The sequence below is a fragment of the Prochlorococcus sp. MIT 0701 genome, assembly GCF_000760295.1.
GTDB lineage: Bacteria > Cyanobacteriota > Cyanobacteriia > PCC-6307 > Cyanobiaceae > Prochlorococcus.
In genome coordinates this window covers 127,128-149,676 of sequence record NZ_JNBA01000027.1, presented here as the reverse complement: position 1 = coordinate 149,676, position 22,549 = coordinate 127,128, and the positions used below count along the sequence as shown (strand labels likewise).

Genomic DNA, 22,549 nt, shown 5'->3' with positions numbered 1-22,549 from the left:
GTGTGGCGAGTTAAGAGGGAGCCTATGACTTAGCGGTAGAATTGTCATGAATACAGATCAACCCTAGCTTTTACAAGTAAATCTAGTTGAGCGTAATCAATGTTTTGGCAAAAATTGTGGCCGAAGATTCAGGTCTCTAGAAAAGAAAGAAAGTTTCTGCTTTGTTTTGGCGGCTCATTGGCTATCTTGACTGTCTTTTATTGCTCTAATCAAATTTGGTCGAAATATCAGTCTGAGGTTGAGATGGTTTCCGAGATGTTAAAGGGAAAGCAGAATATTGGTTCGAAACAGCTTCAGGTCCCGATACTTCGCAAGGCTAGTTTTCCTGACATTGCTGTTCAGCAGCGCAGCATGGCTGCCGCGGCTGAGCAGTCTGTCAAGGCTCTTGGCCTTGACAGACTGAAGGTTAATGATGAATCAATAAAAGTTCAATTTGCAGGCCTTTATATTTCTAGCAATAACGAGATATGTAATTATATCATGATGTTAATTAAGCAAGAGCTTCAACGGGCAGGGGCGAGGGAAGTAAGCATTGCCTATCCGCGTAAGACATTTGAGTTGGGAGCACAATCTGTTGTTGATGGTGTTTCTGCAGAGTTAGATAATGCTGTGATGGTCATGAAAGATACACAGTTGGAGAATGATGTTGCGAAAGAAGGGCAAAAGCTTTTGCTTTTACGTATCCGAGAGGCAGGGGTGGATACAATTGATCGCAGTATTTATTCAGAAGATTTCTATATCAGGGTGGCTATTTTGGCGGCTTTAACCACCTTTGCCTCGGGATGGATTGTTTATGGCTTGACTGAGCGCTATTGGAGGGGGCCACAATGGCGAACACATTTCCTGGCAACTGCCGCTGGGTTATTGGTTGGCTGGAATCTCTTGCTCTGTTTGTATCTTAATATGCGCCCTGATCGACCGAGATATAATATGATTAGCAGGGTAAATTTGGCTTCTTTTGTGCGTCTTGAGGATGGCTTATATGAGGGAGAAGGCTTTGGCAAGGATGAAGTCCTTCTAGGAGGAACAGGTTTTAATTCACCTCAGGTGTTGGACTCGCCCAAGGTAATGGCTCCTTCAGAAGGGGGTTTTTATCAGTTGATTCCTACTCCCTTAATGCTTCCTTGAGGTCAGAGCATTTGATTGACTTTTCGTCCGATTCTGTTGCGGATCAGTCCCAGGTTTGGGTAGTAGCTGCCTGTTTCAATGAAGAGGCTGTGATCTGTCAGTTCATAGAACGAGTGGTTGCCTTGCCGGAAGTCAGTCATTTGTTGCTGGTGGATGACGGTTCACGGGACGCCACGGTGGCCCAGATCCGCAGATGGCAGAAGCGATTTGTTGGTTCAAAAGCTTCAGCTCCTGTCACTTTGCTGGAGCTCACACGCAACTTCGGCAAAGAGGCGGCAATGCTGGCCGGGTTAGATCATGCTCACGGTCACTGCGATGCTGTGGTGCTGATTGATTCAGATCTTCAGCATCCACCAGAGCTGATTACGGAGATGGCTCAGGCTTGGGGCCAAGGTGCTGAGATTGTCACTGCAGTCCGTGACGATCGTGATCAGGAATCAAGGTTGAAAGTAACAACTTCCTCCTGGTTCTACAGGGTTTTCAACCGGGTAGTTGATTCCATTCAACTGATTGATGGAGCAGGAGATTTTCGTTTGCTCAGTGCACCAGTTGTGCAAGCCCTCACTCAAATGCGTGAATTCAGCCGTTTCTCCAAAGGTTTACTTCCTTGGACCGGATATCGCAGTGTCGAGCTTAGTTACAGCAGGGTGAAACGAATGGGAGGTCGTAGCTCCTGGAGCCCCCTGAAGCTATGGAGCTATGCCCTTGATGGCATCTTTTCCTTCTCAGTGATTCCTCTAAAGATTTGGAGCTTTTTGGGCCTTGTAGTTTCCTTAATTAGTTTGCTTTACGCCGCAGTTATCGTTTTGATCACGATTTTTAATGGAGTTGATCTTCCTGGCTATGCCTCACTGATTGTGGCGGTTCTGTTTTTGGGGGGCATTCAATTGATTGGTATCGGTGTACTTGGCGAGTACATCGGTCGGATCTATGTGGATACCAAAGCCAGGCCACACTATTTCATTAGGGCCATTCACGGTTCACTTTGAGTGGAGGCACTGGCTTGTAGTTTTTTGACTGCTTGCCACTCCAGTTGACGCCATGAGGATGAGAAAAATGTACGAGATAAAGGGAAATCTGTTAGGCCCTTATTAATCTCTTCTGGCTTTAGCGGTGCAGCTGGATGCGATAGCAGCAAAGGTTGTGTTTGCGGTGGTGAGAATGAAACAGATTTGAGTTCTTGCCAAGCGGCTTTGAGCGGAGCATCCACCATTTGCCCTGTGAAAAGCACGCCGGCAAATCGGGCGTTGGTAGCTACTAATGCTTTGCCCAGTCGTGGTAAAGCCATGCGAGTGAGGTTTTGCAGCACAAGCCACTTCAACCAGCCACCATTAGTTAGAGCTGTTAGCCAGTAGCGTGATGATAGCCCAGTGGGCAAGGGCTCAGCAGTGGTGCGTAACCAGCTGATGCCTTGTTCAGGGGCTAGTTCGAGGATCACATCGAGCACGATTGGCACCAGATGCACATGTTGATGGCCATCAATGGCGATGATGGTGAGTCCAGTTAGCTCTCGAAACCGCTGGATTTGAGAATTCAGTTCACAGCGAAGTTGCCTTTCAAGTCGTCGTCGTCTTGGAGAATTTTTAGGTAGGCATGATGCCAGCATTAACGTCCCAAAAGAGCATTTGAGCCGCCCTGCATCATCAATGAGTTCGGACACTTGTTGAGGGGCTGCTACTGCTCGACCTTCGCTTAGGCAGAGGTGCAAGCAAAGTTGAAGGCTGGGGCAGTTTTTACATTGTTCAATAGCTGCCTCAACGGCATTGCCGTTGACCAGCAGGCTGGCGCTGTCCAACTGCCTGGCTGCAGCAAGAGCAAGGATGGCGGTGTTGGTCGCGTTGGTGAGACCTAGGTCATCGGCATGGAGTTGAGGCTTCGTCTTGTTAGATCGTTGGTGTCGGCGCATGCTGAATCGGGCTGCCCTTGACCAGATCAAAGCATTGAGCAATGTAGGTGTAAAAACCAGCATCACTGTGGTGATGGGTAGTGAGGCCCAAGGGCTGAGCGCCAATGGCAACAGTGCGCTCACGCTGACATTGACACTGAACTGCAGAAGCAACCAGCGACGTGCGAAGCGTTGTCCAGTTGTTTCTGTACGGAAGGTGTACAGGGCATGGCCTAGATAGCTGACCAATGAGGCGGCTAAGAAGCCACTGAGGTTGCTCAGCCAGAACGGTATGAGCTTTGCCATGAGCACCAGCAGCGTTGCGTGTATGGCTGCAGCTGCTAGTCCGACTAGTCCATAACGCCCTACCCGTGCAGCCAATGGCTGCAAACTCATGACAGCACAGTTTCAAGGACTGTATTCATCGTCTTGAGATGATCGAGTAGCAATAGCCGTGACATGGCAGAGCGATTCCTCATCAGGGACAACATCAAAGTGCCGCAACCGTAATGGCATGGCACTGATTGATCCTGCAAGATTGGTACGCTTCAGGAGACTGGATGCAGTCGCTACAAGATGCATCACTTGGAGTTTGCTCAGGGCCAGATTGAATGGTCATGTCTTGAGTCCGTATATCCCAGCCGCTCAATCCATCTTCACTTGCTGATGGGATGATCCAGAGATTTGCAGTTGGTTTGAGGGTGAGACCCTTGATCTTGCTCTACTAATACAGCTGTGGAGCTCGTGGCTTTAGTGCCGCTTTGTTGATGCAAATCAGCTCAGCACCGAGGATGCGGTGGTCGGATGAGTTTTGTAATCGCCAGATTTGATCAAATTGCGGCATAGTTCTGCATCGGTTATTCCCCACGCCCACTGTGCGTCGCGTCTTTTTTCTGGTTCCGGGGACTACTGATCGCTATCGCTGCGGTGGTCTTTCAGTGGCACTCCATACCGCAAGGTTGGTGAATAGGCTGATGCCTACTGATTTGGTGACCTATCGGAACCGTCAGGACGATTATCTATTTTTGGATGATCTTTTGCAGCAAGAACCAGCTCCAGGGAAAACGCTTTGGGTGGTGAGCTGGGGGTTTGAAGTGCCGAAGTTGTTGCGGCGTCTAAGGGGGCGGCATGTCGTCTATCACGCCCATAGCAGCGGCTATGGGTTTGATCTTCCATCAGGGGTTCCTGTCTTCGCTGTGAGCAGGAATACCCTTGGCTACTGGGGTGACCGGGCACCTCGCAATCCTCTGTTTTTGGTGCCTAATGCTTTAGAGCCGTATTGGTTGGAGCGAGGTGCTCGGCTTGGAGCCGCTGTTGCTGAAGCTGGAGATCGCCCAATCGATGTCTTGGTGCAGGAACGAAAGAGTAGTCGCTATGTGCTGGAACAATTGGTTCCTGCTTTGAGAAAGCTGGGGTTGAAGGTTGTGGTTCAGAGTGGCTGGGTGGACGATCTAGTCGCTCTGTTCAACGCTTCCAAGGTATATCTCTACGATTCGGCTGAGTATTGGCGGGGTAATGGCCTGAGTGAGGGCTTTGGCTTGCCACCTCTGGAGGCGATGGCTTGCGGCTGCGTGGTGTTCAGCAGTCTCAACCATGCGCTCGCCGATACCATTGATCCGAGTGTGGTGGGCCATCAGATTGGTTGCGGCAGTCTCGCCTGGGATGTGCGGCGGATTTGCGAATCTGTTCGAGAGCCGGGGTCTTGGTGTCCGACGCAGGAGCGGCTCAGTCAGCTGCTCAGTGAACATACGGAAACGGCTTTGATGGCGCGTTGGAGATCGGCGCTGGCTGTTATCGAGACCATGCCGTCCGATGAAGTTCCCCTCAGGATTTCTCCAACCTTTCTGATGCGATGCAGACGAAAGGTTGGCCGAGCATTGAGGCTTTTGAGACAGCTGATCTCTCTCCGCTAATTGTGGCTTCTGTCTTTTTCATGAGCGGCTGCAGCGAACAGGGGGCTTAAGGATGGTCAATCGGTTGCCTGGCTGGCCGATCTGTTGCTGATTGTGGAGGTTGGCTACCGGTAACTTGCGCTTTAAGGGTGCTGGCGTTCCGTCTGCCTCCGAGAAGAATTGTGCGGCGTGTCCATGCTCTTGCAAAGTCAGACCTGGAATGAACTAAGGCAGCTGCTGCGTCAACTTCCGTCTAAGCGCATCAACCTTCTGATTCTTGTTTTGCTTGCTTCCTTTTTTCAGGGCTTGCTTGACATGCTTCTCGTCGGTCTCCTGGCCAGGTTGGTAGGCGTGATGTCGGGAGCAACGTTGCATGATCGTATCCCCGGTATTCGCTTTTTTGGCGGCGGCATTCTTGATCAAACCGGATGGCTGTTAGGACTCCTAATCGCGTCATTCTGGTTTACTTCGGCGATCCGTTTTGGTGTTTCGTTGATGCAAAGCATGCTCAGTGCGGAGATCTGGACAGATTTAGTTAATAAGGTCTATGCCAATTTGATGTTGCAACGCTATGAGTTTTTCACTCACAACCGAACTGCTCATCTTTCCGAGCGCTTCAATAGAATTCTGAACCGTGTTTCAACCACAGTTGTTACACCTTTGATCACGATTGTTGGTAACACGCTTTCGGTTTTGGTTCTTCTGGTCGGAGTGGTTTTTGTCCTCGGCTGGAATGCGTTGCTGATTTTTGTATTGATGTTGGCTGCATATACTCTTGCGTCAAAGATTATTACCCCCTATTTACGGCTGGCAACGAAGCAAAAGGTTCGTTATTCGCGCCGGATCAATCTTTTGCTGATGGAGTCTCTGAGGTCGATGAGAGATGTGCAGATCTATTCGGCTGACGAATTTTTTGTCCGCCGTTTCTCACGTGATGGTGTCGTCGCTAAGCGTTATGACCGCCTCTCTAAGTTGTTGCCTGATGTGCCTCGGTTCATCATTGAGCCTGCAGGGATCACGATCCTATTTTTAGTTGGCCTGGCCCCGGCATTATTGGATGGTGATACAGAGAGAATTCGTGAAGCTGTGCCGATGTTGGCAGCAGTCTTGGTTACTTTGTTGCGTATTTCCTCTCCCCTGCAGTCGATGTTTCGCAGCATTAACAAGCTGCGGGGTGGGCTCCCTGAAATTCAGGATGCCCTTCAGCTGCTGAGTATGACCCCTGATCGACTTGTGCTTTCTTCGCCAGGTGTGCCCACGCCTGATGGGGTGATGCCGCGAAGATTCATTGAGCTCGAGGGAGTGGGTTTTTGCTATAGCGGCAGCGATCGCGAGGTGCTTAGAGATGTCAATCTCACCATTCCGGTGGGTTCCAGGATCGCTTTAGTTGGGCGTACTGGCAGTGGTAAGAGCACTCTGGCTCATTTGTTGTTGGGGCTATTTCTTCCCACTCGAGGAGAGCTCTCCCTTGATGGGGTTCCTCTTAATGAAGAAGAGGTGCCAGCTTGGCAGGCTAATTGCGCTCTTGTCCCCCAGGATATTCGCCTTCTTGATGCAAGTGTACGCGAGAATATTGCTTTCGGACAGGATTTAGAATCAATCAATGATGATGATATTTGGGCCGCGCTGGAGGCGGCCCAGTTTGACGATTATGTGAGTCAGATGCCCTATGGATTATTCACCATGATTGGTGAGAACGGGGTGAAACTTTCTGGCGGTCAGCGTCAAAGATTGTCTCTGGCTAGAGCTTTCTTTCGCAATGCCAAGGTGTTGGTTTTGGATGAAGCAACGAGTGCTCTCGATAACAAGACTGAGCATGATGTCCTGCAAGCACTTGATTTGATAGGTCGACGCTGTACCACGATTGTGATCGCCCACAGACTTACTACCGTGAAGAAGTGCGATCGCATCTACGAGTTGCAGGATGGTTGCATCAAGGCTTCGGGTGATTACGACACACTTTGCTCCTCTTCTTCGTCCTTCCGAGAGATGACTCGTTTCGAGAGCGCCTGAACTGACCATGGCTGACTTTGTGGTTCTTTCAACTGCTGACTGGGATCATCCGTTATGGACCAATAAGCAACATGTTGCTGTTTCCCTGGCGGCTGCCGGCCACAGAGTTTTGTATGTGGATTCGCTGGGTTTGCGTCCTCCTCGTGCAGGGGCTGCTGATCGAGGCCGCATCCTGCGGCGTCTTCGTCGAGTGTTGCGTCCGCCTCGGCAAGTAGGCGAGGCCCTTTGGGTGTGGTCACCTCTTGTGCTGCCCGGCGGGACGGCTGGCTTTGCTTTGATTCTGAATCGGCAGTTATTAACTCTGGGGCTGCGTCTTGCGTTGCTTTGGCTGCGCTTCCGGCAACCAATCCTTTGGACGTATAACCCGCTGACATGCCGCTATTTGGCGCTGGGTAGTTTTGGTGGAAGTATTTATCACTGCGTTGATCGCATTCAGGCTCAACCAGGTATGCCGGCGGAGAGGATCAGTGCAAGCGAGCGGCAGCTTTGTCGTGCAGTGGATGTGGTCTTTACGACCTCCCCTGATCTACAGGCTGATCTGGAGAAGATTCATCCTCACACTCATTTTTTCGGCAACGTCGCCGATCAGCAACATTTTGCTCAGGCATTGGGCGGAACATTGCCTTGCCCTCCTGCTCTGAATGATCTGGCCAGGCCTCGCTTGCTATTCATCGGCGCTATTGATGCCTACAAGCTGGATTTGTTGATGCTTGAAGTCTTGGCGGCGCGCCACCCTGAGTGGACCTATGTCTTTGTCGGTCCTGTGGGGGAGGCAGATCCCGAAACTGATGTTTCCAACTTGCGCAAGTTCTCCAATGTTCACTTCGTTGGCGCGCAGTCCTATGGAAATTTGCCTGCCTGGCTTGCTCACTGTGATGTCGCCTTGCTGCCATTGCGGCACAACAGCTACACCCGTCATATGTTCCCGATGAAGTTCTTCGAGTATTTGGCGTCTGGTAGGCCTGTAGTGGCTACTGCGATTCCTGCACTTCGTCCCCACGCTGCAGCGGCACATCTCTGTGAGCCTGAAGCGGACTCCTTTGAAGTGGCAATTGCCAATGCGATTACTTCTGGCGGACCGGCTTTGAATGAGCGACTTGCCGTGGCAGCAGAACACACGTATGAGACGCGAACAGCAGCCATGTTGTCGGTGCTGAACGAGCTGGGAATTTTGCCTGACGCTCGAGCCAGTGGTGTTTCCTCTGGACGGGCCAGAGTCAGAGTTCGTCGTCTTCGTCACTATTGGCCCGAATGGCTCCTGTCGCAGCTCGCGATTTCCTTGGCTGTTGGGCTGGATCGAATTGGTGCCCATGACAATGCGTTTGAGATGTTGCGAGCTTTTAGACGCCGTTGGCCGCGCAATCTGCCTGTACTGCGTGCCTTGATCCCACGTTCAGTTCAAGCAGGTGATTTCAATTATGCGCTCGAAGTCATGGAAGATCTTTGGATTAATAACGGCCAGATCTCTTATTTACGCAAATTACTTTTTCGTCGGGGTTCGCGGCCTGAAGATCTACAACAGCAGATTATTTTGTTCGAAACTTTGGCCAGAAGTGTTCTGCTTCCATTGACCTATCGATGTTATTCCCGAGTCGTTCTGGCCTATCGGATTGTTGAGAGTGGGGATCAAGTCAGAATGCGTGAATCAGCGGTTGCTTTGGAGTCGTTTGTTGTTCAACTTGAAAGTGATCCAGGCACACGAATATGTCGGCGAGGAAATCGCTCGAATCGAGCAAAGTTATTGATTTCTTGCTATTCAACACTCACGCGCTTGTATTTAGAGCTTGGCGATCGAAAGGCACTGGCGGCTATTGGACGAAAAGCAGCGGAGTTTATGGATGGCTTCGATCTGAATGCGATTGATAGCGATACATCCTTCCGCTTGACTCGCAATCTGATGCGTTGCCTCACGATCGATGTCCTTGAAGCTTGGCGTTTGGGGGAGCAATCCCTTTATCAGAGGGCGAGGCAAAGGCTTGCTCGGGTTCGGGATCATTGTCATCAATCCATCCATGATGAAAGCAATGCGCAGGAGGATCATCGAGGTTTTGCCAAGGCTCTTCTTGAAGAGGTTGATAGCCTGGAGCAAATGATCACTGGTCCCAGCCATGATCCGCAAAGGATTCACGAATTACTGCGGTTAATGATTAAGAATAAGGGATTATCACTTGGTGGAGTGTTGCCCTTATTCCCTGATTATCTAGACACTAAGGTGGCTGAGGTCTGTCAATGAAGGATGTGGTTGATGTCTCATCGCCACGAGTGCTTTTATATGTTGACTCTTTGAAAATTGGGGGTGCGGAGAGGATCACTCTCACCCTGGCTCAGTGGTTGTATCAGGAAGGTTGGACCCCAGTCGTTTTAACCCGTCAGCCTTTGGCAAGGGATTTTTACCCCATTCCGGCTGGAGTTGAGAGGGCAGTTGAGCCTGTTGATCCAGATTGGCTCAAGAGGCTTCATTGGTTTGGTTTCCCATGGCGGGTCCAGCGTTTGCGGTGTTGGATTCGGCGTGAGCGGGTTGCCGTGGCCATTGGTATGACCACGTTGCCAGCCATCAAGCTGCTTCTAGCCACACGTCCTCTGGCTGTGCCATGCGTTGTTTCTGAGCGGAACTATCCACCGGCTAAGCGACTTGCTATGCCTTGGCGGTTGTTAAGACGCTTGACCTATCCATGGGCAGATCTCCATCTGGTGCAGACCCGATCAACGGGGAAGTGGCTTGCGAACAAGGTTGGAGCCAAGCATCAGTTGCTGTTGCCGAATCCTGTGCAGTGGCCACTGCCACGTTTTGCTCCTGCTCCTGACCCAGAGTCGTGGCTTGCGGCTGCCGGGGTGGTTGCAGATGACCCTCTCATTTTGGCTGCTGGCACCAAGGCCTATCAAAAGGGTTTCGATCGCTTGATGTCGACTTTTGCCTTATTGGCAGCGCGCTTGCCAAGGGTGCAGCTCGTGATTTTGGGCCTTGCGTCGACGACATATCACGGCATGGATCAGCAGGCCAATTTGCGAGCTCTGCTTGCTCAACATGGCGACTTTCAGGCTCGACTTCACTTCCCGGGGCGCGTTGGCAACATGATGGATTGGTATCAACGTGCTGGGATTTATGTTCTTCCCTCGCGTTATGAGGGCTTCCCTAACGTGTTACTGGAGGCCATGGCGGCAGGCTGTGCTTGTGTTGCCTCTGATTGCCTCACTGGCCCAGCCGATTTGATTGAGAATGGTCGTAATGGGCTGTTAATGCCTATAGAGGCTTCATCCATGGATTGGGCTGAGACTTTGGCTGAGCTTTTGGACGATACAAAAAGGCGCCGTTCATTAGCCAAACAAGCATTAGGTGTTCACGAACGATTTGCTCAACAGGCTTTGCGTCAGAGTTTCTGTAAAGCTCTGGCAGGCTTGCAAATAGCAGATCATCAGGGCATTCGGAATGGCAAAGATGGATGATCTTTGGCTGGTGTTGCCTCATTTGGGACCGGGCGGTGCCCAAAAGGTTGCTCTTCTCGCTGCTGATCACTTCGCGGCTCAGGGGCTAAGCCTGCGTGTTGTGACTTTGCTGCCAGGTCATTCCATTGCCCATTGCCTCCCTGATGGACTTGATCATTGTGATCTAGGGCCTGCTGTCGATGCCGCTTGGCGCAGGGACTATTGGAACCGATCCCTGGCAGCGCGTGGTCGACGATTCGTGTTTGCTCAGCGGCGACGACTACATCGCATCGCCGCAAAACTTTTGCTGCTGCTGGTTTGGCCCTGGTTGAGTGGCGAGGCTAAGCCTGGCAGGAATGGCCTTGCATCAGGATTGCTCTGTTGGTGTGTACACGGGGTTGGTGGGCCTCAGGCACTGCTGCTACAGGATTTGTTTCGCCAGCATCAGCCTCAGCGGGTCCTGGCGTTTTTAAGTCGTACCAACATGTTGGTGTGCCAGGCCCTTTGGGATTCGTCGACCCACCTGGTGATTTCTGAGCGCAATGATTTATCGCGTCAGTCGTTGCCTTTCCCCTGGCAGCGGCTACGCGAGGTTCTTTACCGACGTGCCGATGTGGTCACCGCCAATACCGATGGCGTACTCCAGTCTCTTGAGTGTTTGCCCAACTTGCAACGCCTAGAACTATTGCCCAACCCCCTGCCGAGAAAGGATGAATCCTTCCATGTTGCTAATGCCGCTTATGGGATACGGCCAGAAGCATTTGTCACCGTGGCCAGGCTGGTTCCTCAGAAGGGCATCGATGTCTTGATTCGTGCGCTTGCACTGATGACTGGCTCGGCCAGTCAATGGCCAGTTTTTCTGGTTGGCGATGGCCCGGAACGGCCGGCACTGGAGAATCAGGCTGCAGTCGAGGGTGTCGCCCAACGTGTGCATTTTGAGGGCTTCCGCAGTGATCCAGAGGTACTCCTTGCTGCAGCTTCTGTATTTGTGCTGCCTTCAAGGTTTGAAGGTATGCCGAATGCTCTTTTGGAGGCGATGTCTGCCGGACTTGCTGTGATCGTTACCGATGCGTCGCCAGGCCCACTGGAGGTTGTCGAACATCGTCGTTCCGGCATTGTGGTTCCCAGCGAGGACCCTCATGCTCTCGCCAAGGCGATGTCGGAACTGGTTGAAGATGTGGACCTACGCAATCGTTTGGGATTGGCAGCACGTGATCGCCTAGCAGCCCTTGACTGGCCGCAGGTGGAGACACAGTGGCGCTCGGTGCTCGCTCTGCCATGAGCATGCGCTTGCTTGTTTTTGCGCCAACACGACGCGCGCCAACGGAAACCTTTGTGCGTGCCAATCTTCAGGGTCTTCCTTTTGAGATCACCGCCTATTTTGGTGATGAGCGACCTCTGTCGGATCCAGGTCGCTTCGCCTATGGCCTCGCCATTCTTGTGAGTAAGGCGCTAACCAGGCTTGGCCTTTTGCGTTTAGCCACGTTGCCAGGCTCATTGGTTGCTTGGTGTTTGATCCGTCGTCATCAGCCTGATGTGTTGATGGCGGAGTTCGGGTTTCATGCAGTGCGCATTATGGAGGCCGCCACTTGGAGTGATGCCCCATTGGTGGTGCATTTTCGCGGTTCTGATGCTTCGGCACGGAATAGGGTGGGACTCCTAAAAGAGCGCTATCGCCGATTGATGGCGATTGTCTCTGGGATCATCGTTAAAAGCCAACCGATGCGCCGCACGTTGCTGGATTTGGGAGCAGCAGATGAGCACATGATTGTCAGCCCTTCGGGAGCTGATCAACGACTATTCCATGGTGCCGACCCTGGCAGTTCCGCGCCTTTATTTGTAGCCATAGGCCGTTTTGTTGCCAAAAAAGGTCCGCTGGAAACAATCCACGCCTTCGCCGCTATGCGACAAGTATTGACTGAAGCTGAGGTTGCAAAAACTAGCTTGATCATCGTTGGCGATGGCCCGTTGTTTAATCAGGCCAAGCAGTTAGTGCACCAGTTAGGTCTTGGCAAAGTTGTGAGTTTGCCTGGTGTCGCTGGTCGAGACACGGTGGCACAACTTCTCAGGCAAGCGCGTTGCTTCGTACAGCATTCTCGTGTTGCCCCTGATGGCGATAGTGAAGGCAGCCCGGTGGCTGTGATGGAGGCTCAGTTGAGTGGCCTTCCAGTTGTGGCCACTCGCCATGGAGGCATCCCTGAGGTTGTGCAGGAAGGCATCAGTGGTTTTTTGGTCGATGAGGGGGATTTGCAGAGGATGGCCTCTGCTATGGCGCGCTTGGCTCGCGATCCAGGTTTAGCCAGTCGCATGGGTTTGGCTGGACAGCAACGCGTTGCATCACGTTTCACGGTAAGCCACCATTTGGCGGCGGTTGCTGCGTTGCTTGAGAAGGCGAGTCAGAAACGTTCTTGACTTGATTCGTCGCTAGCCGGTTTGATTACGCAGAGAGCAGTGGCTGCTAGAAGGCCAATTAATATTTGGTTGACTTGACTGCGATGGTGGATTGTTGTTGATAAGGCATTGAATGCGAGAGCAAAGTTAATTCCTAGAGCCATTTCTGGCCAAGTGGTGCCACGAAACCCAAGAGGTAGAACTTCGCGAATAGAGGATTGTTGTCTTAAAAGCCCTCTCATGATCAATATCACCAGCATCATTAATGCAATGATTCCGAGCAGGCCGTGATGACCACCCATCTGGGCTAAGGTGTTATGGCCATGGCCAAGATGGCCTAACGTATGGTCGTGATTGGGAATGTGATAACAAAACTCATTGAGTTTTTCGTTTGACCAGCCAACACCGTATATGAATCGGTTATTTCCTGAGAGCATCCCTGATAGCCAGCACACAGCTGCTGCCAGGCGGTGGCTATCTGAATAAACGTTATCTCTCACATTAGGTCCTAAATACCACCAAAGAATGAGGGCGATTGCAAGAAGAGCAATGAGAGAGATTGCGAGAGCCCAGAATTTTTTGCTACGACCTTTTAGGCGCATCACCAACCAGGCCATCAATGCACTAATTGGTACGGCCCATGTCGCCATTCTCGATCCACTGCCGACACAAAGTAGGTATCCGCTGATTGCTCCTGCTAGAGTTATTCCCTTGATAAGTAATCCACGGTTAAGGATAAACGAGTACCAAGAGGCCATTGTGACCATCACCAGCAGAGTGGCAAAGCGATTAAGACTCCCGTAACCATCCAATCTCGTATTGAAGATCGGCTTTACGGAGCTAAGGACGAGTGGAAATCCAGATGCAATGGCTTCGTGAAGGAATAGGAAGCTGAGTGGAAGGGATGCGATGCCGAGCCAAGTGAGCGTGTGCTTCCATTGTCGCTGGCTGAGCAGCGAGCCGACCAAGACTCCAAGCGCAATGAGGAGGAATTGCACTGCCCCTTGCAGATCAGTGCGCAACGTAATCATGCGGGTGTTGATGAGAAGCAATCCCAGGAGAAGGATCAATGGAGTCTGAAATTTTTCCTCGAAGTTTCGATCGCCGTTGATGACTCCTTGCAGTAAAGGAACAAGCAGCCTCCAAGTCATCCAGATCACCAATAGCCCCAGGCTTGTTGTCTTTAAAGGTTTGTCTTGAAATGTGTGCAGAATAATACTGATGGGTAGCAGCACGTCGACGGGCTGGATTTTTATGAACCATCTGTTGAATATTTTGATTAAATTAAGGTTCATCTTTGTCGGCCGATCGGGAAAAGATTGGGGTTGATGTTTTATCTTTGGACGCTAAGATGGCGTCAAGTTTGTGTCAATTGCTGGCAGCCATGGATTTGCTTGGGTTGCCAAGACTCTCTGGGAGGTTGTTCATCATGCTCGGTTGCTGATGATCTTTTGCTATTGCATCGATGTTTGCAAGGCGATGGTCTCTTGGGAAATGGATGTGGGGCTTTTGTCTTTGGTATGGCGGTATTGATGTAGTTCATCTCACCATGCCGTCTTGGTCAATGGGAGTCTTTTTGATTGGATTTTAGAAATTTACAAGTAGGGCATCTGCATTTGCTCATGGCTCCCCGCTCGATTCATGTTGGCGTGGGAATGGCAACCTTTTGATTGACAGGGTTAAGGACTTTGCTGGAAGCGGGTCGTGAGAGGATGGATAGGTATTTATTTGAATGAGCTTGTCAACTCCATCCTGGCTGGAGTCCCTGACATGGGACGCTCTCCTCGATGTGCTGCTGCCGCTTTCGCTGTTCACTTTGCTCCTGCAGCGCAGCAGTGATCCTATGGGCATGGTGCTGCTGATGGTGGTCTGGCTGGGATTGAAGCTTGTGTTGCGCACTAATATTTCACCGATTTACTGGTACTTGTTGGGGGTGCTCTCCATTTGTTTGGCGATGCTTACTCATCAGGTTTCGAACTCTTCCCCATCTGATCTGTTACTTGTCCTGCTTGCTTTTAGTGTTGGTGTAGGCCGTAAACGTGAGGAGTGGCGTGCTTCGTTTTGGATTCTACTATTTATTGCTCTAGCGGCTTTGTTCACTTTTGAATTAGATAATTATGATCGTGATTATACGCGGTTTAATGATAATTTAAAGATTATTCCATTCCAATATTTGCGTGATCTTTTGCCGGCCGAGGCGGTGCGTCTTCAGCGGATAACGATTAATAGATCTGGCTACATTCTTGGTATTGTCGGTATATTAGGCTTCACTTTGGCACGCCATAGCAATAGGAATTGGCCTAGATATTTTGCCTTCACCCTCGGTCTGATCGCCTATGGCCTTGCCTTCTGTACAGGCTCTCGTGCTGCTGCTGGGTTTCCGGTGTTGGTGCTTTTGTTTGCAGAGCTTGCTTGGTGCTTCCGAGGCCAGCTAAGGCGATTGGCGACCCCTGTCGCAATCATGGTGTTAATGCTTGGTCTGATGATCAATCTTTCGATGTATTTACCAAGCAGTCCTTTCTCTAAAAACAATCCAAGCGATATTGGCCGGGCCAACGTGGCACAATGCTTTGTCTCTCAATCAATTAGCTCCTGGAGCACTCTTTTGACTGGGCAGGGAGGAGACCGGGTCTCCTTGGCATGTCAACGATTAACCCTACCTAATCCTGGGCGTAAGTTTGGTCCTCCACATGCTCACAACGCCTTCTTGCAGACCTTGGCCGATTACGGTTTGCCCGCAGCTTTAATGCTTTTATCTATTGTTGGTCTGAGTCTTCGAAATGCCCTGCGAATGATTGCTGCAGGCGATGGGCTGCAGGGGAGCATGGCTCTAAGCCTATGCCTGTTCATATTCGGCTCTTCCTTGGTGGAGTCTACTTTGATTAGTACTTCATTGCAGCAGGTGTTGAGTGGATATTTGTTAGCTGTTGCTTGGCCACGTCCACTAAAGTTATACGAGCATAATCTTCAGTTAGAAACTGTTAATTTTGAGGTTAAGGTTGATTGAGCTCATCAACCTCTCCGGGATGCTGGTTGTTCAGTTGGATGCCTGGCTCAGGGTTTGACGAAGATTCTTTTGCCGACTTTGAGGTTTAAAACTTGAGTTTCCTTGACGGTCTTAATGATGCTCAGCGGAAGGCTGTGGATCATCACCAGGGGCCTTTGTTGGTGGTAGCAGGTGCTGGTAGTGGCAAGACGCGTGCGCTCACGCATCGCATTGCTCATTTGATTGGTGCGCATGGTGCTGATCCAGCCCATGTCCTGGCAGTGACCTTCACCAACAAGGCCGCGCGTGAGATGAAGGATCGTTTGGAGCTGTTATTGGCCCAGCGGCTTGCTGAGAGTCAATACGGCCAGCCATGGAGCACCTTGCCGTCGGTGGACCAACGCCAGTTGCGGGGTCGAATTTTTCGAGAGGTGACCAAAGAGTTGTGGATTGGCACATTTCACTCCTTATTTGCTCGCTTGCTTCGCTTTGACATTGATAAGTTTCGTGATGCAGAAGGGCTGAGTTGGACGCGTCAGTTTTCGATTTACGACGAGGCCGATGCTCAGAGTTTGGTGAAGGAGATTGTGACTCAGGAGCTACAGCTTGATCCCAAGCGCTTTGAGCCGAAGAAGGTGCGCTGGGCGATTAGTAACGCTAAAAATCAAGGCTGGTTGCCTGATCAAATGGAAACCCAGGTCGATGGTCAGCGAGGCAAGCTCACGGTTGAGACGTATCGGCGTTATCGCAAGGCATTAGCGGCGAACAACGCACTTGATTTCGACGACCTCCTGCTGTTGCCCGTCCAGTTACTTCAGCAGAACGAGCAGATACGACGTTATTGGCACAACCGTTTTCGGCATGTGTTAGTTGATGAATACCAAGACACCAATCGCACTCAGTACGACTTGATCAAGTTGTTGGTTACCGATGGTCGGGAACCTGAGAGCTTTGATGATTGGCAGGGCCGTTCAGTTTTTGTGGTGGGCGATGCAGATCAAAGCATCTACAGCTTCCGTGCGGCTGATTTCACGATTTTAATGGGCTTTCAGGACGACTTTGGCGATAAAGCATCAGACGATGCCACTCGCACCATGGTGAAGTTGGAGGAGAATTATCGCTCTACCTCAACAATTCTGGAGGCAGCCAATGCCTTGATCGCTAACAATACCGAGCGGATTGACAAGATATTGCGAGCTACCCGTGGTGAGGGGGAGTTGATCACCCTTACTCGCTGTGACGATGAGATCGCCGAAGCTGAAGCTGTGGTGCATCGAATGCGCATGCTGGAAGCTGCTCATCCAGAACTTCGTTGGGGCGATGTGGCGGTGTTGTATCGCACCAATGCCCAGTCAAGGGCGATTGAGGAGTCGTTGGTGCGTTGGCGTATTCCTTACCTTGTTGTGGGCGGGCTACGTTTTTATGACAGGCGTGAAATCAAGGATGTCTTGGCCTATCTACGCTTATTGGTCAACCCCGCCGATACGGTGAGCCTGCTCAGAGTGATCAATGTGCCTAAGCGAGGCATCGGCAAGACCACCTTGCAGAGGCTTGTCGATGCTGCTAACCAACTTGGTATTCCTTTGTGGGATGTGGTGAGTGATGCCGAAGCAGTGCGCTCACTAGGAGGCAGATCGGCGAAGGGGTTGTTGCAGTTCTGTGAATTGATCAATGACTTGCAACGCTCGATGCAAGATCAGATTCCTTCGGAGATGATTCAGCAGGTGATGGAGAAGAGTGGCTATATCAGTGAGCTGATTGCTGAAGCCACCGATGAGGCTGAGGAGAGGCGTCGCAATTTGCAAGAGCTTGTGAATGCTGCTTTGCAATACCAGGAAGAAAATGAAGAGGGCAATCTTGAGGGCTTCTTAGCCTCTGCTGCGTTGGCCAGCGATGCTGATAGCAAGGACACGTCTGCTGATCGGGTGACGTTAATGACTTTGCATAGCAGTAAGGGGCTTGAGTTTCCCTTGGTCTTTCTGGTTGGTATGGAGCAGGGACTTTTCCCTAGCTATCGCTCTCTTGATGATCCCTCATCTTTGGAGGAAGAACGACGCCTTTGCTATGTGGGGATGACGCGTGCCAAAGAGCGTTTGTTTTTGTCTCATGCCAGTGAGCGAAGGCTTTGGGGTGGCATGCGACAGCCTGCTGTTCCCTCACTATTTCTTGCTGAGTTACCCGAGGGTTTGGTGCAGGGTGATCTCCCTCAAATTGGTGGTGCGGCATTACGGCGTGAGCGACGGCTTGACCGTTTGACGCGGGTTGATCGCGATGACAATCAACGGATCAAAGCCTGTGGTGTGAGCGGAGCCCCTAGCAATGCAGTGCGGCGGCGGCAGGCTGGGCCCGCTCCAGGCAAGGCATGGGTCGTAGGTGACCGGGTCGTGCATTCCAGCTTTGGCGAAGGGGAGATCACCCATACCTTCGGCAGTGGTGAAAAAGTGTCGATTGCTGTCAAGTTCGCCGGTATGGGGCCAAAGATTCTTGATCCACGTTTGGCCCCGATTGAGCCTTTGGAGTAGGCCTGAGGTCATGGCATGTAAAAAACTGCTCCTGATCCGTGGCCTGGGCCATAGCGGCACCACCATTCTCGATTTGGCGTTGGGGAGCCACCCAAGCATGATCGGCTTGGGTGAGGCTCTACGCATTTTGCGGACTCCTTCACCAGGTGAGGAGCAACGTGGTCCTGCTCGTCTTAGGGCTGAATTGCGCCATCAGCGTCTTTGTACATGTGGCACCACGGCAGCCAGTTGTCCTATTTGGGGTCCCTTGCTTGATTGGCTGCCCGTCCATGATCATTTTCCTTTGGCTGACAAGTTGCGCCAGTTACTTGGCAATGTTGACCATTACGTCAATCAGCAGAATGGTGAGATCGAGTGGGTGGTCGATTCTTATCAGGATGATCTTCAGATCCCTCTTCAGGTTCTGCCAGATCTTGATGTACGCATCATCTTTTTGGTTCGTGATGTGCGTTCTTGGGTTCATTCCCGTGCTCGTGATGGCAACAAGAAGGGCAAGAGCTTGCCTGGGGTCAGGTCGTTGGCTCGCTGGTGCTGGGTGAATCGACGCTTTGAAAGGGATTTAACCCGTTCGGGTAAGCCAATTTTTTTACTTGGTTATGAGGAATTAGCCCTTTCACCTGAGCGGTCTCTCACATTGTTGTGTGAATGGTTAGGACTTTCCTTCGAAAAGGCTATGCTCACTCCAGGAGTTGGAACACAAAGTCATATCCTGGCAGGTAATCGTTTGCGATTTGATCCTCTTAAGAGTCGAGAGATTAGCTACAACACGTCTTGGATGCAGGGGCCTGCTTGGCCAGCACAACCTGCGTTGATGTTGCCTAGCGTGGATCATTTGAATCGACGTCTTGTTTACTCCAATAAGGTTTTGGGTGTTGATTAAGATCGCCTTTAGAAGGCGAATAGAATGACCTGGCTTTTGATGTTTTGAATATTTATTCAATGGTTAATTTGTTCATACTTTTGACTAGATCGTCAACTGATTTAACTTGCTTTAAGAAGGCTTCTAGCAGTGTTAGAGGCAGTGCGCTGGGGCCATCGCAGAGAGCTTTGTTGGGGTCGGGATGCGATTCAAGGAATAAACCCGCAAGCCCAACGGCCATGCCAGCACGGGCGAGTTCAAGAACTTGTGATCGTCGGCCGCCCGAGGCGGCTCCGCCAGCATCGCGGCATTGCAATGCATGGGTGACATCGAAAATCAGGGGCAAATCATTGCAGGTATGCTTCATGACTCCAAAGCCCAACATGTCGACCACTAGATTGTCGTAGCCAAAGTTGGAGCCACGTTCACAAAGAAGCAATTTAGTGTTACCACATTCTTTAAATTTTTCAGTAATATTCTTCATTTGCTCTGGGCTCAGGAATTGTGGCTTCTTGATATTGATTACGGCATTTGTTTCTGCCATCGCCTGCACAAGATCTGTTTGGCGTGCCAGGAAGGCAGGAAGTTGAATCACGTCACAAATGGCGGCAGCTTCAGAGGCCTCTTCCGGTGTATGGACATCAGTTAAAACCGGGATTTTGTATGTCTCTTTCACGGCTTTTAATATGCTGAGCCCTGTTGCGACACCGGGTCCACGGTAGGAATGAATTGAGGAGCGATTTGCCTTGTCGTAAGAGGCCTTGAAGACAAAAGGGATTCCCAGGTGTCGGCAAACTTCCACGTAATAGCCTGCAACATCAATTGCAAAATCAAGACTTTCAAGCACATTCACTCCGCCTATCAAGACGAAGGGCTGGTCGTTAGCAAAAATGATGTTGTCCAGTGAGACCCGAGGGCTTGCCATTCTGAAGACTCTGTTCAATTTGCTCTCTTGAGCCTAACTGGCTTTAGGAACAGGTGCATCTTTTATATGATTGGCCGAGGTTAGTTATCCAATGAACACCAGATCGCTAAAAAAAATAACCTGATCCATGTCTGTGGAGACTATAATGAGGTCGTAACTTTTTTATTATTATCTATAATTCAGCCAAAGGCTCTATTGTTGCTTGGGAGTAGATTTGCTCGTGTATTTGGGATGATGACAAATCTAGAATAGTGATTAGATCTGATCGCTTCTGCAATGGCTATTGGCATAAAAATTGCAGGAATTTCTCGCGGTTTTCTCGACTACCTAGAGTCTCTTCGGCCATTGTGATTTCCATCATTTTAGCGTATGCCACTTTCTTTTCCTTGCTGCCAATAGTTGAACCCATCCACTGAGCACAATTGAGCTTCAGCTCTTTTGCTTTGGATTGGTTAAGCGCGATAGATACCTGTGCTGCGGCTAATGCGACAAGGCTTATAGAGGCAACTACTGTCGCAATAAGGCTTGCATTATCTTTGCATAGGTTAAAGAATTCAAGAGGGCTTAGGCCTTGATCTTGTTCTGGTGTACTGCTCATGACTTGCTATTTGGATTCTCAACATTAGAGCATTACGCGTTTAGTTTTTCATCGAAGGAATTCTGAAATAACATACGACTTCATTGGTTGCAGCAGCCTTCGTTGCCCAACTATGAATCTATGTCAACTATGTAAACCTACGAGAATGTTGGCATGAAACCTCTTTCTCCTCCATGGTTGACCTTTCCTTGTTGACAGGTGAGTGATGATCCAGAGGTACAGGAATCTTTGCAATGCAAGCGTATGGCTTGTGAGGCGTTGGCATTTTGTCGAGTTCTGATTTGGTTCAGGTTTTTGCCATCGCCAGGTGGGGCATGAGGTCGGTCTACGCTTCTTCTCAATTACCGATGAAGCTTGAGTTATGACACTGCCAATACCGATTTATATCGGTTACGACCCGCGTGAGAGAGCGGCCACGAATGTTCTGATCGACAGTCTTTACCAGCACAGTTCGGTACCGCTGGCAATAACCCCTTTGGTCACTCCTCAGCTGGAAGGCCAGGGCTTATTTCGGCGGGAGCGCGATCCGAAGCAAAGCACGGAATTTTCCTTCACGAGGTTTCTTGTGCCGCAGCTGATGGATTATCAAGGCTGGGCGATTTTTATGGACTGCGACATGCTTTGCCGCGGTGATATCGCGGAGCTATGGGCCCAACGCGATGAACAGATGGCCGTGATGTGCGTTAAGCATGAGCATGAGCCAGGAGAAACAAAGAAATTCTTGGGTGAGGTGCAGAGCCCCTATCCGAAAAAGAATTGGAGCTCGCTAATGTTGCTGAATTGCAGTCGTTGCACCGCTCTAACCGTCGATTATGTGAGTACGGCCACGGGGCTTGATTTGCATCGTTTTCACTGGCTTGCCGGTGATCATGAGATTGGAGCCATTGAGGGTGGGCTTTGGAACCACTTGGTTGCTGTTCAGGAGGATCCTGAGCTGTTAGCTGGGCAGTTACGACCCCAATTACCCCAGTTACTGCATTGGACTTTGGGTGGACCATGGTTCCGCGATCAGCGCACGATGGGTGGTGCCTTAGCGGCTGAATGGTTTAGTGCTCGTGATGATGCGATGAAGCTTTGGGATTAATGCCGATGGGAGTTCAACGCAGTGTCGTGGCCGTGCCTGCAAGGCTTGAATCATCGCGATTACCCAATAAGGTTCTGGCAGATATCGGCGGGATGCCAATGCTGCAGCGTGTTCTTGAGCGCTGCAGCCAGGCTCATGGGCCAAAGGCGGTTGTCCTTTGCACGGATAGTGATCGATTGAAAGAGATGGCGGAAGACTGGGGTTTCCCGGTGTTGATGACTTCGCCTGCATGCAGTTCAGGTAGCGAAAGAATCGCTTCGGTTGCCGAGCATTTGGTTGCCATGGCCTGGGATGAGCAAGCTGATAGTTGGGATCAGCAGCAGCAGCAACAGCGGTTGGCTATGACTGCAGTGATCAATGTGCAAGGGGATCAGCCGTTCTTGGATCCTGCGGTGGTGACGACAATGGCGATGGAGTTCGAGCAGAGAGAGATTGTTCCAGCTGTGATAACTCCGGTTTATCGACTCAAGGCCGAGTCCATCCATAACCCCAATGTGGTTAAGACCTTATTGGCTATTGATGGCCGAGCACTTTATTTTTCTCGCTCGGCGATCCCGCATGTGCGAGATGTGGACCCTTTGGATTGGCATCGCCATGCCACCTACTGGGGGCATGTGGGGATGTATGGCTTTCGAGGAGATGTGTTGGCCTGCTGGTCAGGCATGCCGCCTTCGCCTTTGGAAGCTCTTGAACGTCTAGAGCAATTGCGATTGATTGAAGCTGGTCATACGATTTCCACCTTTGCAGTTGAGGGGATATCCCTTTCGGTGGATACGGTTGAGCAGTTGGAAGAAGCTAGGGAATGTGCCTTGCAATCTTCACCGTGAAGCCAAGGTGAATGGC

At 50.8% G+C, this 22,549-nt stretch carries 18 protein-coding genes; 13 read left to right on the top strand and 5 right to left on the bottom strand.

Annotated features, from left to right (window positions below):
* Window positions 1-99 precede the first annotated feature (99 nt).
* Window positions 100-1,128 (top strand): hypothetical protein, encoded by a 1,029-nt coding sequence (locus EV12_RS06990; RefSeq protein WP_036913755.1) that lies wholly within the window; start codon window positions 100-102, stop codon window positions 1,126-1,128.
* A 14-nt stretch (window positions 1,129-1,142) separates the two neighbouring features.
* Entirely contained in the window at window positions 1,143-2,117 is a 975-nt protein-coding gene (locus EV12_RS06985; RefSeq protein ID WP_036913920.1) for a glycosyltransferase family 2 protein, read from the top strand.
* On the opposite strand, the gene EV12_RS06980 is transcribed toward EV12_RS06985, so the two are convergent.
* Window positions 2,102-3,409, bottom strand: coding sequence for a ChbG/HpnK family deacetylase (locus EV12_RS06980; RefSeq protein WP_036913753.1), 1,308 nt, complete (start codon window positions 3,407-3,409; stop codon window positions 2,102-2,104). The genes EV12_RS06985 and EV12_RS06980 overlap by 16 nt on opposite strands.
* Window positions 3,410-3,888: 479 nt before the next feature.
* Between EV12_RS06980 and EV12_RS06975 the strand changes: the two genes are divergently transcribed.
* Window positions 3,889-4,926 (top strand): glycosyltransferase, encoded by a 1,038-nt coding sequence (locus EV12_RS06975; protein WP_036913751.1) that lies wholly within the window; start codon window positions 3,889-3,891, stop codon window positions 4,924-4,926.
* 18 nt (window positions 4,927-4,944) lie between these two features.
* Here the strand turns inward: EV12_RS06975 and EV12_RS14180 are convergent, their stop codons facing one another.
* Window positions 4,945-5,112, bottom strand: a complete 168-nt coding sequence (locus EV12_RS14180; RefSeq protein ID WP_193742174.1) for a hypothetical protein — start codon at window positions 5,110-5,112, stop codon at window positions 4,945-4,947.
* On the opposite strand from EV12_RS14180, the gene EV12_RS06970 reads away from it, so the two are divergent.
* From EV12_RS06970 to EV12_RS06950, 5 genes are read left to right on the top strand one after another with little or no spacing between them, the layout of a single operon-like run.
* Window positions 5,101-6,918 carry an ABC transporter ATP-binding protein gene (locus EV12_RS06970; protein WP_036913750.1) on the top strand — a complete coding sequence of 606 codons (1,818 nt, stop codon included), beginning with the start codon at window positions 5,101-5,103 and terminating at the stop codon, window positions 6,916-6,918. The two genes, EV12_RS14180 and EV12_RS06970, sit on opposite strands and share 12 nt — an antisense overlap.
* Window positions 6,919-6,925: 7 nt before the next feature.
* On the top strand, window positions 6,926-9,151 hold the full coding sequence (locus EV12_RS06965) for a glycosyltransferase (protein WP_036913748.1): 2,226 nt from the start codon (window positions 6,926-6,928) through the stop codon (window positions 9,149-9,151).
* Window positions 9,148-10,362 carry a glycosyltransferase gene (locus EV12_RS06960; RefSeq protein WP_036913746.1) on the top strand — a complete coding sequence of 405 codons (1,215 nt, stop codon included), beginning with the start codon at window positions 9,148-9,150 and terminating at the stop codon, window positions 10,360-10,362. The genes EV12_RS06965 and EV12_RS06960 overlap by 4 nt, the downstream gene beginning before the upstream one ends.
* Window positions 10,355-11,623, top strand: a complete 1,269-nt coding sequence (locus EV12_RS06955; RefSeq protein ID WP_036913918.1) for a glycosyltransferase — start codon at window positions 10,355-10,357, stop codon at window positions 11,621-11,623. Before EV12_RS06960 ends, EV12_RS06955 begins: the two co-directional genes overlap by 8 nt.
* Window positions 11,620-12,753, top strand: a complete 1,134-nt coding sequence (locus tag EV12_RS06950) for a glycosyltransferase (protein WP_036913743.1) — start codon at window positions 11,620-11,622, stop codon at window positions 12,751-12,753. The genes EV12_RS06955 and EV12_RS06950 overlap by 4 nt, the downstream gene beginning before the upstream one ends.
* Here EV12_RS06950 and EV12_RS06945 read toward each other — a convergent pair.
* A complete protein-coding gene (locus tag EV12_RS06945; RefSeq protein ID WP_036913741.1) occupies window positions 12,738-13,967 on the bottom strand; it encodes an O-antigen ligase family protein in 1,230 nt (409 codons plus the stop codon). The two genes, EV12_RS06950 and EV12_RS06945, sit on opposite strands and share 16 nt — an antisense overlap.
* A 503-nt stretch (window positions 13,968-14,470) precedes the next feature.
* Between EV12_RS06945 and EV12_RS06940 the strand changes: the two genes are divergently transcribed.
* The 3 genes from EV12_RS06940 (at window position 14,471) to EV12_RS06930 (ending at window position 19,120) form a co-directional block, all read left to right on the top strand.
* Window positions 14,471-15,739: an O-antigen ligase family protein gene (locus EV12_RS06940; protein WP_152562325.1), complete on the top strand. Its 1,269-nt coding sequence runs from the start codon at window positions 14,471-14,473 to the stop codon at window positions 15,737-15,739.
* A 92-nt stretch (window positions 15,740-15,831) separates the two neighbouring features.
* A complete protein-coding gene (locus EV12_RS06935; protein ID WP_036913739.1) occupies window positions 15,832-18,240 on the top strand; it encodes a UvrD-helicase domain-containing protein in 2,409 nt (802 codons plus the stop codon).
* Window positions 18,241-18,250: 10 nt separating this feature from the next.
* The gene (locus EV12_RS06930; protein WP_036913737.1) at window positions 18,251-19,120 is read left to right on the top strand and encodes a sulfotransferase family protein; all 870 of its coding nucleotides are present in this window, start codon (window positions 18,251-18,253) and stop codon (window positions 19,118-19,120) included.
* Between the two features lie 52 nt (window positions 19,121-19,172).
* On the opposite strand, the gene kdsA is transcribed toward EV12_RS06930, so the two are convergent.
* Window positions 19,173-20,024, bottom strand: a complete 852-nt coding sequence (gene kdsA / locus EV12_RS06925; RefSeq protein WP_036913734.1) for a 3-deoxy-8-phosphooctulonate synthase — start codon at window positions 20,022-20,024, stop codon at window positions 19,173-19,175.
* A gap of 280 nt (window positions 20,025-20,304) precedes the next feature.
* Entirely contained in the window at window positions 20,305-20,622 is a 318-nt protein-coding gene (locus EV12_RS06920; protein WP_036913731.1) for a hypothetical protein, read from the bottom strand.
* A gap of 361 nt (window positions 20,623-20,983) precedes the next feature.
* On the opposite strand from EV12_RS06920, the gene EV12_RS06915 reads away from it, so the two are divergent.
* A complete protein-coding gene (locus tag EV12_RS06915) occupies window positions 20,984-21,706 on the top strand; it encodes a glycosyltransferase (RefSeq protein WP_036913729.1) in 723 nt (240 codons plus the stop codon).
* Between the two features lie 5 nt (window positions 21,707-21,711).
* A complete protein-coding gene (gene kdsB / locus EV12_RS06910; RefSeq protein ID WP_036913915.1) occupies window positions 21,712-22,533 on the top strand; it encodes a 3-deoxy-manno-octulosonate cytidylyltransferase in 822 nt (273 codons plus the stop codon).
* Window positions 22,534-22,549 lie beyond the last annotated feature (16 nt).